This is a genomic window from Candidatus Trichorickettsia mobilis (assembly GCF_034366785.1).
In the GTDB taxonomy this organism is placed as follows: Bacteria; Pseudomonadota; Alphaproteobacteria; order Rickettsiales; family Rickettsiaceae; genus Trichorickettsia; species Trichorickettsia mobilis_A.
Genome location: NZ_CP112942.1, coordinates 1 through 16,694, shown reverse-complemented (window position 1 = coordinate 16,694; position 16,694 = coordinate 1). Strand labels below are relative to the sequence as shown.

Here is a 16,694-nt window from a genome sequence, read left to right as displayed (position 1 = left end):
AGTTGAACGTACTTTTGCTTGTTTTAATAATTTTAGACTAATGAGCAAGGGCTATGAGCATAATCCTAAAACCTCTGAACATATTATCTATATCAATATAATTACTATTATGATTACGAGATTAGCCGAATCTGCCGATCCTTAAAAATACTTTCAAGACAAGCTCTTAGAATTAAGATCAGCATTACTCTCTCTCTAGTCATTAAAAGTTAGTCTTCCGCTCAAAGCAGAAGCTACGTTGGTTGTGATAGGTAATATTCGATGATATGCCATGAAGCAACTTATGATATTAGTAATTAATTAATTTAATGTTGTTAAGTCTGAATCATATTAAGCCATGGCAACTGCTATTTTTCTTTCCCCTTTAAATGGTTCTCTAGCATGAGCTGTTAAAATATTATCAAGAACCATAATATCACCTTTATGCCATTTAAACTTTATTTTTTCTTGATTATAAGCATTACGAATATGATTTAGTACTTCAGCTTCAATAGGATAACCATCGCCATAAAACGTATTACGAGGTAAATTTTCTTCTCTTAATTCTCTTATTAATAAAAGCCGGTCATTTTCTTCTAGTGCTGATATATGAAATAAATGAGCTTGATTAAACCACACACATTCTCCAGAAGTTGGATGTGTGATACTTGCTTGGCAAATTTGTTTTGTTGTTAATTCAGGACCAACATTGTTCCATTCATGCTCAATATCATTATCCTGACAATACTTATTTACTACATTTCTTTGGTCAGTTTGGAAAACTTCTTGCCAGCTTAAATCCACTCCTGGAGTATAGTTCCTTACATAAAGTATTCCGTTTTGTTCAAATCTTTCTCTTATAGAGCTGTCTATTCTCTTATAAACGTTTCTACTATTGGCGATTGGTGTTTCTCCACCTTCAGAAGCAACTATCACACTAAAGAAAAATATTTTTTCTGGCCAGGACCTATTATAAGAATTCTCATTATGAAATGGGATAGTTCTATCTGCCGGATATTCTGTAGCAGTATAAATTTTTCCACCTAGCCTAATTCTTGGGGTAGAACGATAAACATAGTCCAGAAGATTTGGACATATAATCTGTACAATTTTATTAAATTCTGAGAGCGAATAAACACCAAAATTTCTTAAAAGAATAGCACCAAACTTTATAAGGTAATTATCTAAAAGCGGTTTGTTTTCTTTAACCCATTCGAAAGGATTTAAATTTATTTGTGGTTCAACTACAAGCAATCCTTCCGTCTCTGGTTTAATAAACTCACATTTTACCTTAGAATCAAAATATATCATAGAGGTCCTTAGTAGATTTTAGGTAATAAAATAAGCTATCAATTAACGTTAATATATAATAAAAACAATAGTTTTTATTGAACACACGAGCTTAAATTAGTATAACAATTTTAATTATATTAAAATTATAAAAATATTTTACCAATATTATTATGGTAATTAGCAGTCTATATGTCAAGGTGTGATGATTGGTTTATACCATTTAAGCAGGAGAAAAATGCATATGTGAGGCTATTTTGTTTTCATTATGGTGGTGGTAGTGCCACCACCTATAGAGAATGGACTAAGGGACTAATAGAACATGTAGAATTAGTAGCTATTCAACTACCAGGGCGTGAACATAGGTTTAGCGAGCCTTTATTGTATAATATTTCTCACGTTGTTGATAAATTATGTGAGAATTTTAGTAGCTATATAGGCAAACCATTTGTATTTTTTGGGCATAGTATAGGAGCCTTAATAGCATTTGAGTTTGTGCGTACATTACGAAGAAAAGGAATGCCACAGCCAAAACATTTAATTATATCTGGTGCTAAAGCACCACAAGTAGCTCTTAAAAGAGCGCCTATTTATAATTTAACAGACTCAAAGCTTATTGAAGAGATTCGAAAGTACAATGGGATCCCAATTTCTATACTTGAAGATGAGGAACTTATGGCTATATTTTTGCCGATCATACGCGCCGATTTTTTTATATCTGAAACTTATAAGTATACTAGTGAAGAACCTCTAACTTTTCCTATAACATCTTTGGGAGGTTTAGGTGATGATACGTTTGATTTTGAAGATCTACTTAAATGGAAAGAGCAAACTTCTTCTTCATTTGAATATAACTTGTTACCTGGCGATCATTTTTTTATTAGATCCTCTTATCAAAAAGTTATTAGAATAGTAAACCAGATTTTGTACCATGAAATTGTGAAATTTATATCCATTAATTAACCTCCGGTATCCATATTAAGAGTCAAGTAAAAAGTAGATGATTTAATTAGCGCCGCGTTGCCTGGTACTCATCCACCTCGAAGTAGAAAATCTAGGCAGGTTATTATGAAGTGCTTACCGACTACAAAGCAAGAAATGATGAAGACAACGATCTGGTGAAATTATGGTGATCCCATTTGTCTAGACAAAGATTTGGATAGTTTGAGATATAATTTTATAAATTAAATTGTTATTTTCATACAGTATTTCTTGCAAAATACACAAACTCTGGAGTCTTCTAATCAGGGTATCAGGAAGAATTGGCCGTAAATACACGCTAAGAAATTCACTCTTTAATTAAGCTCCTATCTAGCACGTATTCTCCATATAAAATAACATTATCACAACCAATAGGACTGACATGCGGTAACATGGCTAACTAAACATTTTTCATCCAGTTCACGCCCATAAATCTCTATAATTTTGGTGATTTCTTTCGCTTGCCAGTAAATAATGCAAGCAATGATCAGCGTCAAGCAACTGCAGGTATTTCGCTGTGCTTGCATATCACTGGCGCTGATACGCCCGCGTTTGCCATAAGCTACATCTCGAGCTAGTTGGTGCAGTTGCTCACCTTTTAGAAGTCCAGGCCGCCTATTTTACCGCAGTAACGGATCAGACATATATGTTAAAATATTTTCTGTCTTAAAAATACGACCTAACTCGCGATTAGCACGATAAAAATGGTTCTTAGAGCTAAAACTGGTTAAGCGTTTAAGTGCAGTGGATGCGGTTTGTATGCCCACTAGCTAAGGAGGAGTAAAAATGCCCCATTCTATCCCATTGCTCTTCAATCCAGTCTAGATGGATCAATTTATCTGATCTTGTGTTAGTTTTCCGGACAGTGCCTCTGAAAAAGGAGCAAGAAAAAAGATGCCTAAAGGAATAAAATATACGGATGAATTTAAAAGAGAGGCAGTAAAGTTAGCGCAGTCTGCGGATAAACCGGTAAAACAAATTGCCGGAGAACTTGGTATAAAGTATAAAACTCTAAATTATTGGGTAAGAACAGCTACTATGCCGGTTACAGAGATAAAAACGCCTACTGGAGTGTCGCATCATTATCAAGAATTATTGATTGAAAATCAACGTTTACGCCGAGAGCTAAAGCGAGTAGAATAGGAGAGAGAAATCCTAAAAAAGGCTACAGCGTATTTTGCAAGTCTAGAGAAGTAAAATACGCTTTTATTAAAAATAATGGAGATAAATGTGGTGTAAGGTTAATGTGTGAGATGCTCGAGGTAGCGAAAAGCAGTTATTACGAGTGGTTGAGTAATCCTATTAGCAAAAGGTTTAGTAGGTATAGACAGCTTGATATTCTTATAGAATCGATATTTATCGAGCATCAAGAACGTTATGGTTCTACTAGAATTTACCATGAGTTAAAATATAGAGGAATAGCGTGCACTCGTAAGATAGTAGCGAAACGTATGAAACTTATATGACTTACAGCTAAAGCAAGACGAAAATTCAAGGTCACAACCGATTCTAACCACAATAGGCCTGTAGCCCCTAATTTATTGGAGCAGAACTTCACGGCTGCTGCACCTAACCAAAAATGGGTCACTGACATTACGTATATCCATACGCAGGAAGGGTGGCTGTATCTGTGTGTGTTTATTGATTTATATTCCAGAGCGGTAATAGGATGGTCAACGAGCAAAACTCTGCGTGCAACTCTTTTTACTGATGCTCTATTAATGGCGATGTTTAGACGTAAGTTACCGCAAAGAGCCATTATTCATTCTGATCGTGGATCTTAGTATTGTTCCAGCGCATACCAAGCTTTAATAAAGCGCCCTAACCTCCAGTGTAGCATGAGCGCTAAAGGTTGTTGTTATGATAATGCTGCTATGGAATCTTTCTTCCACACCATAAAAGTTGAATTAATTAATGATATGAGGTACCAAAATAGAGAAATAGCCAAATCTTCAATTGTCGAATATATCGAATGCTATTATAACCGTATACGTAGACACTCTACTATCGCTTACAACATACCTGTATTATTCGAACAAAATTTATTATCAATCGCATGATTCAGTGTCCGGAAAACTAGTACAAGATCAATCCAAAAAGGACAAATAATTGGAGTTAATGATAATCTTTCTACTTTCAAGAATTTTAAAATGTTAATAGCTTAATTACGTCCAAAATCTTAGTTTCTCTACTTCTTCTTAACTTTCAATTACAGATGCGACAGAATCACATTTTAAGCTTAACTTGACGGCGCTCAAATTAACGCCAGAATCTTATATACTCTCTTTCTAAATGATCTTTAATTATAGGTGTGACAGAGCCTTCAAATTTGCTATCCATTAAGACAATTAAGTTATAAATCGCTAGTTTATAAAATTTAGACATAATAATATTTAATTCTGTAGAATCTACTACGTGAGAAAAATTATCTTCATTAATTTTGTCGAACAGATATTCTAGTTTAATTATTTGCAAGGAATAAGCTAGCTCGTTGCTTACATAATTCAATATATGTGCTAGTAAGTGATCAAAATTTTTACAATTGTCTTCCATAAAACCTACGCTAATATTTATATATTATTAATAAAAAATTAATTATAAAAGGAATCTGTAAATTAATCTATACGTATTAAATACCTAATCAATTACTTATGTATATAATACATAGGAAGGTTCTGTCGCATCTATTGTCAGAGATCTTTAAATCTGCGATAACAGGCTTAAAAAATAGTTTAATATTTCTTCGAAACTCGTCAAGCACTTCAAAGGATTTTGTTCATCGCCGGAGATAATTATGCTCTTTGTTTATATGAAATGTAGATTTTTTCTAAGTTATCCTGATTTAGAAGAAATGGCTAGCATTAGAGGCGCTAAAATAGATTATGCTACTCTGCAAAGATGGGTAACGTGGTACCGTTAAGTTGTTTAGAAGAGTTAAACGATGGGCAGTAATCTTGAGGAAGTTATTGCGATAGTCCATAGAGGATAGCAACTTTTGAGCGGATGTAACTGATTTAAACTTACGTATCTGTCGTTCTTTCTCTCTGGTAGGTTGATGAGATTCTTCGATTAAATTATTAAGCCTTTTATGCGACTTGTGTTCAGAAGATTTCATTAAGGTTCTATGTACCTTTCCATAACTTCTGAGCTTATCGGTAACCATTACTCTGAGAGCCTTACCTACAAGCTTTAAAGTTTTTTTTAGAAATCTTGTAGCTGAATTAGCATTTCGGTGTTTTTGCAGTAATATTTCAATCTCTTGACCATCAGCGTCAATTAAACGCCACAGCCAAAATACTTGTCCTTTAATTACTACTCTGACCTCGTCAACATGCCACTTATCTCTATAAGTTGAACCTTTGCGTTTTCTTCTTGCTTGCGCATAAACTACTCCCCAAACATTAATCCAATTCCGTATAGCCTCGTAGCTTACCTCAATACCTCTATCTAGTAACAGTTCACTTAGATCCCTTAAGCTAAGCTTATACCTGAAATAATACCTTACTGCGAAACCAATCACAGACTTTGGGTACCCTATAGCCTTTATAACGCTCTATCATATCTTACCTCACTTCACCCAGGGAATTTAAAATATAATATTACGTTATAACTCTTTCATCAACTTGATGGTACCGCTCGATGCATATGCATAAGAAACTGAGAATAAGTTATGATCAAGAACCATTATATAGATTGCTATTCTCCTTTTCTCAACCTCATAAATTATTCCTTACTTAACTTGACGGTGTCATCTTGATCATATATCTTATAGTTAAAATTTATCCAATAATCAGATAATTAACTTGTAATGTTCGCCAGATGAAACTCTGATGGCTCCTTACAATAATACCTGGCCGTATCAACCTAAAATATACCAGTATATCCTTAAATTATGTCATGTTTTTATGTCTAAGATAGCCTTTTATAAAGCTCCTTTATTTTTTTTTCTTACTATAAGTCATCCAACTCTATTTTTAATTTATATTTATATAGATTTGTTACCTGAACCGCATTTAACGTTGATAAGTAGAGTTGGTAGTATAGGAGTACTTAACTTAGCCATTTTCATACCTGCAATGATTTTTATGGGCGTTATAACAATCTTACTTCACTTTGGTTTTATAAAATTATGGGTTAAAATTAATTTTTTCGATTTTTTAAATAAAAAACTTTCTTCTAATATTGCTTTTATTGTTACAGTATTTTTATTTGAATCTATTAACTTGGGTTAAGGAATGGAATATAATATAATGGGGTTTATATTTGCCCCTTTGTTGATTGTATTGTCTTTTTTCTTACTTATAAAGCTTATAATAGAAACTATCGTTATAATTAAAAGATATTAAGATAATTTTAAAACGGCACTGTTGCAAAGGCACCGTCAAGTTAAGTAAGGAACAATTTATGAGGTTGAGAAAAGGAGAATAGCAATCTATATAATGGATCTTTATCATAACTTATTCTCAGTTTTTTATGCATATGCATCGAGCTCCAAAAAGGCACCGCTTCCCGGTATCAATCATTAGCCCTGTAGTCTGGCTTTACCATAGATTTAATAATAGTTACCGTGATATACATGAGCAAATGGAGTACCGTGGAGTTATCTTGAGTCATGAGACGGTAAGATTTTGGCGTTATAAGTTTGCAGCTAATTTTCAAGAAGTAATTAGAAAGAGAGAACGTAAACCAACGGATAAATGGCATTTAGATGAGATGACAGTCAAAATTAATGGCGAAATGTTTATACTTTGGCGTGCTGTTGATGCTGACGGTTACGAGCTAGAAGTATTATTACAAAAGCGCTGTAATAAGAAAGCGGTTATCCGCTTCTTAACAAGGTTACTAGGAAATTATCAAGCGCCGAGAGTTATTGTTGCGGATAAACTAAAGAGCTATTAAAAACCAATACTCCATATGTGCCACAAGACACATCATCGTTCTCATAAAGGATTAAATAATCGAGCTGAAAACGCTCATCAGCCTACTCGTCGGAAAGAAAAAGTATTAATTAAATTCAAATCTCCTAATTCGGTTCAAAAAACGTTATCGTTGATGGGTAAGGTAAGAAATATATTTACTATTGATGTTGGGCGATATACAAAAAATGCTAAGGAACAAAGAGCTGCTTTTGCTGTTGCTAAATCAATCTGGGATGAAGCTACCGCAAGGCTTCTTGCTTCCTGAAATATAAAAGTATAGAGCTTTTACGCTCTTGAGTATTTAACTTGACGGTGCCCCCAAATTCTCAAGATTATGACCAACGTTCTAACTGTTCTTAACAACTTGACGATACTATGCATATAAATGGAATAACTTTTACTGTCAGAGAAGTGGATATAATTTCTTGTATTTTGAATGTAAGAAGTACTAAAAAGATAGCGGAAATTTTATTCATTGCTCCAAGGACTGTTGAAACTCATATACAAAATATCTTGCTAAAAATAAAAGGACATTCTCAAGAAGCTATTATCGATTTTATTGAAAGATCGTCAGAGTTTAAATTTATTAAAAATCATTACTTGGATTTGCTTACGCAAGCTATTCTTGAGAAGCAGTTAAAATATATATCTTTTTTAGCTAATAAGTATAAAATTTCCTGCTCTATTAATTGTAATAAGCAAAATCCTACTTTATTATCGTTGATAAGACATTTAAGAATAGCTGGTATTAATGTACTAGCAAACTATAAAATGGATACCTCTCAAGAGTTGGGCTGTAACTATAAGTTGCGCGTGTTATCACAAAAAAATGGAGAGCAAGCTCTTATAGATGATAATCAAAATATAATTCTTTTGATCATGGATGATACTATAAATAAATTTATATTAGAAAGATCGTTGTTTAGAAATATTATTGATCTCTCTATCAAAGAGAAATATTTTTATAATGTATTTCAAATATTAAATAGTTTATTACCAGAAATTAATTGTGATAAATTATTTGCTGAATTTGAGCAGTTACGATTTAATATTATTAGCACAAAGGTAGATACTTCTCATGAGTTATTCACAACCAAAACATACTTTACTGAGAACGATATCAAACAAAAACAAAGCGTATTCTCACGAATAATATCAAACAAAATAATTATATTAAGTATTTTTATTGGTTTTATGGTGTTAGCTGTAATAGCAATTATAGCTAACACTATAAAGCAAGAACTAACCATATCTGATAAAAATACTCAGATTAACCACCTTGAAGTGATAACAGAATTAGATAAGTTTTTTGATGTAATAAAAAATATAGATTTTTCTGCTGATAATATAACAAAAGAACAAAAATATAAGAATTATAGTCTTGTTAAGCAAATAGAAAGATTATTAATACAATATAACAATAATACTGGAGAGATACAAATTAATTTTAAAACAGGGGAATTATTAGCAGATCAATTAATACATTATTTATCTAGTTTGCATTCATTATCAAATTATTATACATACAATGAACATGATAAAAAGAAGTCTTATAGAATATTAAAATACGCTCAGAATCTTGCAGAAGACTATGTAATCAGTCGAAGTAAAATCAAATTTAATTTTGATAAATTAGATAAAGAGGAAGTATATACAGAACTTGCCGTAGTTAAGGATTTACCAGAGATATATACTAGAATAATATATTCATTAGGAAGAACTCATATATATCAATGGAATAAAGCGGAAGCAATTAAATATTTTGAATTATCGCAATATTTAGGAAACAGGTTAGGGCTTTTTGAAGGATATCTAAGTTCTAGAAGTGGAATAGGAATAGTAAATGGAGAAGAGATAAATATTGATATAAAAAATGGGGCTTATCAAAGTGCGGAAATAAAATTACACGAGTTGATACAGTTATATCAGAATTTAAAAGATAGTAATGTGGAATATAAGGCGAATTATACACCTGGTGTACTACCTTCAATAATAATTCCTAAAGAAGATATCTATAACCAAGTAGAATGTGATGAACGAATAGCAAAATATTATGCAGAACTAGTTGTGATCACAAAAGATATAAATAAAAAAGCAGAGTATTTGCAAAGAATATTAGGTCAATTTATAGGTAGCGAATCTTCTTCCGGTATATTAGTACAATTTACGAAATTACCTAAAAAGAAAACGGCTTCGGTTTATAATAATTTAGGAAATATATTGCTTCAATTATATGATAGATCCGTAAATTATAAGCAATTTATAGATAGGATGGCAAAAGAACTGCTCTACCGAATGAAAATGATTTAGAGATTATAGAAATGATTTTTAACTTAGCAAGGTTACAAAGCAGAAATACTGACTTCACAAAATCTGATGCATATGATGGTTTAATGCGAGTATGTAAAAAACAATTGGACAGTATGATGTTAACACAAGCAGAAAAAACTAAGCTTTTAGTAAGAATATCGGAATTAAGAAGCATGAGAGACTACATAGACAAACAATTAAACATACAACGTAATCAATTACGGTAATTTGGCTTAAGTAAAAATATGTCATCACCAAGTATCATATTCTTATGAAAGAGAGTTTAATTCATAAACCAACGAAAATAATAATAAACATCAAAGATGAGATTGAGGAAATCAAGTCTCATGTAGATATGGTATTATTATCGACTCAAAATATTAATATAAAGATTAAGCAACTAAAACAAATAGAAGAAAGCTATAAACCTTTGTTGAGAGAGTTGGCTCATAAAAACACTATAGAAGAAATAAATAGCATAATAGCAGTATTTGAAGGATTAGCTCATTTCACTAAAACAATTGGTAAGTTAACTGGGAATCTTAAATACTATACAGATACAGCTGTCCTATATCAATACATTGCTACTATAATTGAGCAAAAAACAAAACCAACCGGTCTTCACGCACAGATATCAAAAGAAAATCTATATGAAGAACTCAGTGGAATAAAACAGAGCCTGTTATCTGCTATTAGTAATAATAAGTCAACTACTATTAATATAAAAGATCTCAAACAAGAAATAGAAGAAAATAAAAGCATATTGTATAAACTGAGGCTCCAAACTAGCAATAAGATTAAAGAAATAGAGAATTATTTAAAATTTAGCAAAACGCCAGAAAATATATATTCCATAGAGGAGCGTGAAATTTTGTATGTAACAGGAGCCAAAAACCTATTTGTAAATATAATCACTTTAGAAATGAAAGAATTCTTAGCCAAATTATATAAAGATAGTGAACAAGAAATACACTCACCTCCTTGCAGCTATGCAGTTATAGGACTTGGCTCACTAGCTTTGGAACAAATTACTCCATATTCGGACTTAGAGTTTGCTATATTAACTGAAAACTCAGAATATAAAGGACACTCAGATATAAAAATAAGAGAGTATTTTAAGAACCTGACTCATTTAGTCAGTTTCAAGATAATAAATCTTGGAGAAACAGTAATACATATTAGCAAATATAATACAAATTTAGATCATTTAGTATGCAAAGGAGTTAACATTGACTTAGGAGGAAAATCACCATTAGGAAGAGAAGAAGAGGACAAACCATATGAATTAATAGGAACAGTGGAATACATGTTATGGTATGTGTATAACAAGTATGATAGAGCCAGCCGTATAGATAAAAATCTACCAAATATTTTAGAGAAAGTTTGCTATGTATATGGAGATGAAAAGCTTATAATACAATATCAAACAGCTGTTAGCAAATTCTTGTTTAAAGAAAGAGATAGTGATGGTAACTTAAATTGTGAGGCAAGAGCCATAAGAATTTTACAAAAAGGCACTATAGAGTTTAATTGTCCAAATATATCTAATACTCATTCAGTAATACAAAATAAAGGAGATCTAGAGAAGTTTAGGCCGCTATTTAAAATTAATGGTGAATTATTTGATATAAAGCAAAATATATATAGGTTACCTGATAGGTTATTATATAATATAGGACTATATTATGGTATAGATAAGGGTAATGCTTGGGATACTATAGAACAATTACGAGTAAAGGAATTAATAAGTACAGAAGCTTCTATACATTTGAAATATGCAATAACCTTTGCCACATTGCTTAGATTAAAAGGATACCTACATGCTAAATCTCAAAAAGAAGATATGTCTATATTTCCGTCTTCTTTATCAGATTCAGAACAAAACAATTATAATATAGAAATATTTCATTTATCTAAAGATGATTTAGAAGAAGATGGCAACTTGTTTAAATATTTCTATATTGTATTACCATTACATCAAAGAATAGAAGAATTCTGCGAACAACATAAGTCTCTCAACGAATATGAAAAAAAAGAGTTCTTTAAATATGATAAGTTTTATACAAATAATTCAATAAACAAAGGTCTTATTCATTTTCGATTACTACACTACCACGAAGCACAAATTAATTTCGAGAAAGCATTAGAAAACTCAGAAAATCATAGTAATTTCCATATAATAAGAATTTTAGGACATATATATAATAATCTTGGTGACTTAAAAAGAAGTCAAAAGCATTGGGAATATTGTTTAGATAATATTGCTTTATCACAACATAATCTTGCTGTTGCGCTTTATGAGTTAGGGAATTGTTATAATATACAAGGAATGTATAAAGAAGCACAACGTTATTGTTATGAAAGTTTAAAGAATTTTTACCAAATTTACCACCATGAGAAAAATCAATATATAGTTTCTGCTCTAAGTCTGCTAGGATCTATTAATTGTAATATGAATTATTTTGTTATTGCCTTAGAGTTTACTGATAATATTCAGGAAATGCTAAAAATAGTTTATAACAAAAACTCACATATTGATATTGCCTGTGTTTTATGTACTCTAGGAGAAAACAGCTTATCCGTTGGAGAAATCGAAAAAGCAGCAAGTTATTTTATTCAGTCTATAAATATGTATAATGCAATTTACAAAGGTGAACCTCATCCTAATGTAGCTCTTGCCTTAAATAATCTAGGACTAGCGTATATCGAACATGGAAGAATATGTAATGAAATCGGTGAATATAAACTTGCACAAAACAGCTATGAGCTTGTAAAAAGAACTATTATTAAAAGTTTGTATATGTTGAATATAATATATAAAGATAATTCGCATCCGTTAATAGCCCAAGCTTTAAAATATCTGGGGATCTATTGTCATTTTATTGGGGACTTAGAAAAAGCACTAGAATGCCATATAAATAGCATTAAAATGCAAGAACAAATAAACAACACACTTGATGTAAGTGCTGTCCTACATATACAAAATTTAGTATTAGAAGAGTATAAGAAGACACGAGCACTCTATATCGAAAGCTCAAATATATTGAGAGACATCTTTTTTGAGAAAGGTAACTTAGATATTACTTTGTCTTTATGTTTCTTGGGAAGAATCAAAACCTATTATCAGTATAAGTATCAACAAACATTAGAATATTTTTCTGCCTCTAAAAAAGAGATTAGTTATTTTCCCTAACCATTATTGTTATCAGTTAATAAACAAGACGATAAAAGATGCAGAAGATTTTATACAAAGTTATTCTACTAAACTTAATATAAATTGTGATATAAAGTATCATCTAAATATAATAAATTATGAAGAAGTTTCACAAAGAATACAGTATGTAGACATATTAGGAGATGACATACCGTCTGGTGTTTAGGATAGTTAAAAGTAACCTCAAATATCTTTTGGGCTCGAACATACAAGACACAGATCAATTTGGAATACATTCGTTCATATTCTCTCTACTTTGGTTGCTTATTGTATAAAACCTACCAAATCAGCTATTACAAAAAATTATTTAATCCAGAACTGAGGTCTGAAGAAAGAGGAGTAGGAGAAGGAGTAGCAATTGGTAGTGGCATAATGGCACGAGTATTAAGCGCTTTGATTGTTGCTGGCGGTGTTACAGTATCTGCAGCAGTACCCGCGGAAATCGTAAGAGGAACAGTTGGCGCTGCTTTCGGCGAATTAATAGAAACCATGATTGGAGATATAAATGCCTCCCACTTACAGAAACAACTCAATCAAGGAGGTTTAATATTATGGGTTATTACAACTAACAAAGCAAAAGAAGATATTGCATGTAAATATATTGCAAAAACACGCAGCTCAATATGTTCATATATATGACATAAAATAGAGCGCACTCGCTTAAGACAGTATCCGAACCGATTTGCATTTATTACCTTTAAATATTGATAGAGCCTGTCAGAACTTTAGACTCTGTCAGATTCTTTGTGTAAGTATGATTTCGCCATTTGACCAATTTTGTGATTCTGTATCACAAAGTATGGCAAACTGATTTAAGGCAATTGCCCAGTCCTTGATAGACATTGTCCATTTTTTACTGGCATTAGTCAACGCCAAAAATATTATTTTTTGAATTGATTTATCATCTGGGAACACCCCTTTATTTTTGATAATTTTTCTGATTTGGCGATTGGCTGATTATCGAGTAGACGAGAAGATTACTCTTCTCGCCCCTCACGGAACCGGACTTACAGATTTCCCATATCCGGCTCTTCAACAAAAATATTAGTTGTTATGTACAGAATGAGGTAAGTGCGGTTTTATTAGTCCATATTGATCTTTTATTTTCCAGAATCTCTCCCATGGTATATATCCTCTTTGACTTCTACGGCTTAAATATTTATGCCATATCCTTTCTAGGTGACGATAAAATGCTGAGATACTTGGATAATTACCTGTTACTCCGTAATAATTGTAGTGTCCTCGGAGTACCGCATTAAGATACCTTGCTTGCCAAGGTAATGGTTGATGCAGGTTCTCCCTGCACCAAGTGGTAACTCGGTTCATTGCGGCACTCAGTCTCTTTGACTCAGTACGACAACCAACTTTGTATTTACCGTTCCTACTAATTCCGTTGTAAAAGGTAAAACCTAAAAAACTAAATGTTGATCTTCTTTCGTTTTGTTTTCTGCTATTTTCTATAGCAAACTTGCCAAAACGACATAACTTACTCTTTTTAAGGTTCATTTCCAGCTCAAACTTCTGCAACCTGCTTTTCAACATTTCCTGAAACTTAACTGCTTGATTCTCGTGTTGAAAACAGAACAACAGATCATCCGCGTATCTAAAACTATACATCTCTCCTTTTATGCTGTTACGGGCTACTTTGGTACACCATAAATCAATCACATAATGGAGATATATGTTTGCTAGCGTTGGACTAATGACTCCACCTTGCGGTGATCCTGTTGAAGAAGCTATTAACTTCCCATCTTCCATTATACCAGCTTCCAGCCAACCTTTTATATGTTTTAGTACTCGTTGATCTTTTATTCTATGACTTACAAACTTCATAAGCCATTCATGCTGCATATTATCAAAGAACGATGCAATATCTACATCCAGCACCCAAGATACTTTCTTTTGCGCTATTGTTTCTTTAACATCTTCTACTGCTTGTAAAGAGTTTTTACCTTCTCTAAAACCATATGACATTAGTAGAAACTCTGGCTCATAGACTGCTTTTAGTAATAAATTAACAGCATTTTGTGCTACCTTATCTTCTACTGTAGGCAATCCTAAAGGTCGTTTGCTACCATCCCTTTTGGCTATATAGACTCTCTTTACAGGTTGAGCCTTATACTTTCCTCTTTGCATCCTATACAAGAGTTTATATAAGTTCAAACTTAGATTTTCTGCATACTTATTGCTGCTTACAGCATCAATTCCATATGCAGCTCCTTTGCGTAGCTTTCTCCATGATTCACCTAACCATTCCTTATCTACTAAGTGCATCAAAGTTCTTAGTGGTTCATCACGAATCTGCTTTGCTCTACTAGTTAGAGACAATAATTTTGTTTGGAATGAATTGCAATTCGGTGACTGCTCTTTCTGACCGTTATTGACTCTGTCTTGTTGTGTACCCCTTCCCTCCATAGACATTACTCTACTTCTCCAGTACTATGAGTACATCTGACCCCCTAAATATCTTCATTATTAATTTTGCAATTGCCTTCATTGATAATTACCTTTTTTTATAAGGAATATTTAGGGTCTCCCAGGTTCCTTGATTGAACAGTTTTATACATGCTGACGACGCATACCCCGCCAGATAGTATTAAGCTCACCATATCGCTTAACCCCATTTTGCTTTCCACATCATCGACAGTGTCAGCTTCTAGCATTGATCGAAGTTCTCGAGGCTCTCTTGTCGTTCACTTTCGTTTCGGCCTGTATTCGCCCTGTTTACGCTTCATCCACTACATTGCTGTAGCATATGCAAAACTCAGTTCTGGCTGGTTAGTTACTCCTTTGCCAGAGAGGAATTTCACCTCCTTGTTCAACCAGGCTTCTCCTGGCACACCAATAGCATTTGTAGTATAAATTGCTTTTCTGATGCCGTCTGGGAAGCTAAAAAGGGGTGCGATTCCAGACCAATTACGCTGCCAGATATCAGTAATTATCGGATATTTATCATCCCACTTTTTACTAAAATTCTGTAGCTCTCTAACTCCTTCTGCTTCATTTATGCTTGCATAAAAAATATGGTAAAACCTTAGTTAACCCTGGAATATTAGCCGATAAAGAACGTAACCCTGAAAAAATAGTGTTCGGTTATATATCAGAGCAAAAAACCAAGCTTTAAGCAATCAAAAAGAAAGGGCTTGAATTACTTTATGATGTGCCTCGTGAGGATTTAAATTGTTAGCGTCTATTTTAATAATTCGTGAGTTATAACGCTCAGCTAACTGTTGAAAACTTTGCGCAACTTGTTGATGGAACTCTAAGTTTTTAGCTTCAAATTTGTTAGTATTGCCGCGACTTATGGCTCTATTTAAAGCTTCTTGTGGATCAACATCAATAAAGAAGGTAATATAAGGAAGAATATTACTCATTAGCTGCTGATGTAGTTGATATATTTTTTCTGCTCCTATGTCATGGCTAAGTCCTTGGTAGCATGCGTAGAGTCAACGAATCTATCACATATTACTACATTGCCTTCTTCTAGCTTAGGGAGTATAAGTTTTTTTAGATGTTCGTACCTGGCCGCCATTACTAGCATTAGTTCAGACATAGGTAGTAAATCTCGGTTTACTACAATATCTCTAATGGATTCTGCAGTATCTACACCACCTATTTCGCGAGTTAAGATTACTGGAACCTTCTTAGATTGTAGGTACTCTGCTAACATTTTCGCTTGAGTAGATTTTCCGCTGCCTTCTATTCCTTCGAAGCTGATGAACTTTCCTTACTATTATCACATAATTTGCTATTACTACTTAGTTTTTTAAGATCTTTTGTTATCATCATTTCAACCTAGTGATTATTAAATTTACTGGAGCTCTGCTAACTTATCCTTATTTTTGGATAAAATTAAGCTTGAAATATCTTTATGGTTAACTCAGAACATGCCTTATTCATTGGCATTTTACATTAACTTATTTTATAATTTAGCGTAATTATAGAGAAACAACGATAAGCTAAAAAATACAAAGTTTATAAAAATCAGTGCATATAAAATT

General features: G+C 32.5%; 17 protein-coding genes and 4 pseudogenes. 14 read left to right on the top strand and 7 right to left on the bottom strand.

The features are described 5' to 3' along the window. Window positions 1-330: 330 nt before the first annotated feature. Window positions 331-1,290: a TauD/TfdA family dioxygenase gene (locus tag Trichorick_RS08490; RefSeq protein ID WP_323739224.1), complete on the bottom strand. Its 960-nt coding sequence runs from the start codon at window positions 1,288-1,290 to the stop codon at window positions 331-333. Window positions 1,291-1,461: 171 nt separating this feature from the next. On the opposite strand from Trichorick_RS08490, the gene Trichorick_RS08485 reads away from it, so the two are divergent. Beyond that, window positions 1,462-2,232: a thioesterase II family protein gene (locus Trichorick_RS08485; protein ID WP_323739223.1), complete on the top strand. Its 771-nt coding sequence runs from the start codon at window positions 1,462-1,464 to the stop codon at window positions 2,230-2,232. A gap of 380 nt (window positions 2,233-2,612) precedes the next feature. Here Trichorick_RS08485 and Trichorick_RS09390 read toward each other — a convergent pair. After that, window positions 2,613-3,017 (bottom strand): annotated as a pseudogene (locus Trichorick_RS09390) (Tn3 family transposase). A 127-nt stretch (window positions 3,018-3,144) separates the two neighbouring features. On the opposite strand from Trichorick_RS09390, the gene Trichorick_RS08480 reads away from it, so the two are divergent. The 4 genes from Trichorick_RS08480 (at window position 3,145) to Trichorick_RS08470 (ending at window position 4,310) form a co-directional block, all read left to right on the top strand. After that, entirely contained in the window at window positions 3,145-3,393 is a 249-nt protein-coding gene (locus Trichorick_RS08480) for a transposase (RefSeq protein ID WP_323739222.1), read from the top strand. Between the two features lie 101 nt (window positions 3,394-3,494). Next, a complete protein-coding gene (locus Trichorick_RS09385) occupies window positions 3,495-3,716 on the top strand; it encodes an IS3 family transposase (protein ID WP_410250275.1) in 222 nt (73 codons plus the stop codon). A 75-nt stretch (window positions 3,717-3,791) separates the two neighbouring features. Next, on the top strand, window positions 3,792-4,034 hold the full coding sequence (locus tag Trichorick_RS08475; RefSeq protein WP_323739221.1) for a DDE-type integrase/transposase/recombinase: 243 nt from the start codon (window positions 3,792-3,794) through the stop codon (window positions 4,032-4,034). A gap of 54 nt (window positions 4,035-4,088) precedes the next feature. After that, entirely contained in the window at window positions 4,089-4,310 is a 222-nt protein-coding gene (locus tag Trichorick_RS08470; protein ID WP_323739220.1) for an IS3 family transposase, read from the top strand. Between the two features lie 199 nt (window positions 4,311-4,509). Here Trichorick_RS08470 and Trichorick_RS08465 read toward each other — a convergent pair whose 3' ends face one another. Next, entirely contained in the window at window positions 4,510-4,803 is a 294-nt protein-coding gene (locus Trichorick_RS08465) for a hypothetical protein (protein ID WP_323739219.1), read from the bottom strand. A 184-nt stretch (window positions 4,804-4,987) separates the two neighbouring features. Here Trichorick_RS08465 and Trichorick_RS08460 point away from each other — a divergent pair. After that, window positions 4,988-5,155, top strand: a pseudogene (locus Trichorick_RS08460) (IS6 family transposase); the annotation flags it as partial. Here the strand turns inward: Trichorick_RS08460 and Trichorick_RS08455 are convergent. Then, the gene (locus Trichorick_RS08455) at window positions 5,093-5,788 is read right to left on the bottom strand and encodes an IS6 family transposase (protein ID WP_323739226.1); all 696 of its coding nucleotides are present in this window, start codon (window positions 5,786-5,788) and stop codon (window positions 5,093-5,095) included. The pseudogene Trichorick_RS08460 and the gene Trichorick_RS08455 overlap by 63 nt on opposite strands. Before the next feature lie 292 nt (window positions 5,789-6,080). Here Trichorick_RS08455 and Trichorick_RS08450 point away from each other — a divergent pair, with 292 nt between their 5' ends. The 8 genes and pseudogenes from Trichorick_RS08450 (at window position 6,081) to Trichorick_RS08420 (ending at window position 13,332) form a co-directional block, all read left to right on the top strand. Further along, window positions 6,081-6,482: a hypothetical protein gene (locus tag Trichorick_RS08450; protein ID WP_323739218.1), complete on the top strand. Its 402-nt coding sequence runs from the start codon at window positions 6,081-6,083 to the stop codon at window positions 6,480-6,482. Window positions 6,483-6,723: 241 nt separating this feature from the next. After that, window positions 6,724-7,149: an IS6 family transposase gene (locus Trichorick_RS08445; protein ID WP_323739217.1), complete on the top strand. Its 426-nt coding sequence runs from the start codon at window positions 6,724-6,726 to the stop codon at window positions 7,147-7,149. Between the two features lie 15 nt (window positions 7,150-7,164). Further along, a complete protein-coding gene (locus Trichorick_RS08440) occupies window positions 7,165-7,434 on the top strand; it encodes a transposase (protein WP_323739216.1) in 270 nt (89 codons plus the stop codon). Between the two features lie 110 nt (window positions 7,435-7,544). Further along, window positions 7,545-9,479 (top strand): helix-turn-helix transcriptional regulator, encoded by a 1,935-nt coding sequence (locus Trichorick_RS08435; RefSeq protein WP_323739215.1) that lies wholly within the window; start codon window positions 7,545-7,547, stop codon window positions 9,477-9,479. A gap of 11 nt (window positions 9,480-9,490) precedes the next feature. Then, the gene (locus tag Trichorick_RS08430; protein ID WP_323739214.1) at window positions 9,491-9,706 is read left to right on the top strand and encodes a hypothetical protein; all 216 of its coding nucleotides are present in this window, start codon (window positions 9,491-9,493) and stop codon (window positions 9,704-9,706) included. Window positions 9,707-9,750: 44 nt separating this feature from the next. After that, a complete protein-coding gene (locus Trichorick_RS08425; RefSeq protein ID WP_323739213.1) occupies window positions 9,751-12,672 on the top strand; it encodes a hypothetical protein in 2,922 nt (973 codons plus the stop codon). Between the two features lie 220 nt (window positions 12,673-12,892). Next, window positions 12,893-13,015, top strand: a pseudogene (locus Trichorick_RS09490) (IS982 family transposase); the annotation flags it as partial. Next, window positions 12,961-13,332, top strand: coding sequence for a hypothetical protein (locus Trichorick_RS08420; RefSeq protein WP_323739212.1), 372 nt, complete (start codon window positions 12,961-12,963; stop codon window positions 13,330-13,332). The pseudogene Trichorick_RS09490 and the gene Trichorick_RS08420, both read left to right, overlap by 55 nt. A gap of 405 nt (window positions 13,333-13,737) precedes the next feature. Here Trichorick_RS08420 and ltrA read toward each other — a convergent pair whose 3' ends face one another. From ltrA to tmk, 3 genes and pseudogenes are all read right to left on the bottom strand, one after another. Beyond that, entirely contained in the window at window positions 13,738-15,108 is a 1,371-nt protein-coding gene (ltrA, locus tag Trichorick_RS08415; RefSeq protein WP_323739211.1) for a group II intron reverse transcriptase/maturase, read from the bottom strand. A gap of 323 nt (window positions 15,109-15,431) precedes the next feature. Next, window positions 15,432-15,716: a transposase gene (locus Trichorick_RS08410; protein WP_323739225.1), complete on the bottom strand. Its 285-nt coding sequence runs from the start codon at window positions 15,714-15,716 to the stop codon at window positions 15,432-15,434. A 105-nt stretch (window positions 15,717-15,821) separates the two neighbouring features. Next, a pseudogene (gene tmk / locus Trichorick_RS08405) lies at window positions 15,822-16,411 on the bottom strand (dTMP kinase). Window positions 16,412-16,694 lie beyond the last annotated feature (283 nt).

Excerpts from the sequence above, each read along its gene's own strand:
- Trichorick_RS08440 (WP_323739216.1), top strand. The coding sequence starts at position 7,165 with ATGTGCCACAAGACACATCATCGTTCTCATAAAGGATTAAATAATCGA.
- Trichorick_RS08430 (WP_323739214.1), top strand. The coding sequence starts at position 9,491 with ATGATTTTTAACTTAGCAAGGTTACAAAGCAGAAATACTGACTTCACA.
- Trichorick_RS08450 (WP_323739218.1), top strand. The coding sequence starts at position 6,081 with ATGGCTCCTTACAATAATACCTGGCCGTATCAACCTAAAATATACCAG.
- Trichorick_RS08425 (WP_323739213.1), top strand. The coding sequence starts at position 9,751 with ATGAAAGAGAGTTTAATTCATAAACCAACGAAAATAATAATAAACATC.
- Trichorick_RS08490 (WP_323739224.1), bottom strand. The coding sequence starts at position 1,290 with ATGATATATTTTGATTCTAAGGTAAAATGTGAGTTTATTAAACCAGAG.
- Trichorick_RS08485 (WP_323739223.1), top strand. The coding sequence starts at position 1,462 with ATGTCAAGGTGTGATGATTGGTTTATACCATTTAAGCAGGAGAAAAAT.
- Trichorick_RS08445 (WP_323739217.1), top strand. The coding sequence starts at position 6,724 with ATGCATATGCATCGAGCTCCAAAAAGGCACCGCTTCCCGGTATCAATC.
- Trichorick_RS08435 (WP_323739215.1), top strand. The coding sequence starts at position 7,545 with ATGCATATAAATGGAATAACTTTTACTGTCAGAGAAGTGGATATAATT.
- Trichorick_RS08465 (WP_323739219.1), bottom strand. The coding sequence starts at position 4,803 with ATGGAAGACAATTGTAAAAATTTTGATCACTTACTAGCACATATATTG.
- Trichorick_RS08470 (WP_323739220.1), top strand. The coding sequence starts at position 4,089 with ATGAGCGCTAAAGGTTGTTGTTATGATAATGCTGCTATGGAATCTTTC.
- Trichorick_RS08480 (WP_323739222.1), top strand. The coding sequence starts at position 3,145 with ATGCCTAAAGGAATAAAATATACGGATGAATTTAAAAGAGAGGCAGTA.
- ltrA (WP_323739211.1), bottom strand. The coding sequence starts at position 15,108 with ATGGAGGGAAGGGGTACACAACAAGACAGAGTCAATAACGGTCAGAAA.
- Trichorick_RS09385 (WP_410250275.1), top strand. The coding sequence starts at position 3,495 with ATGTGTGAGATGCTCGAGGTAGCGAAAAGCAGTTATTACGAGTGGTTG.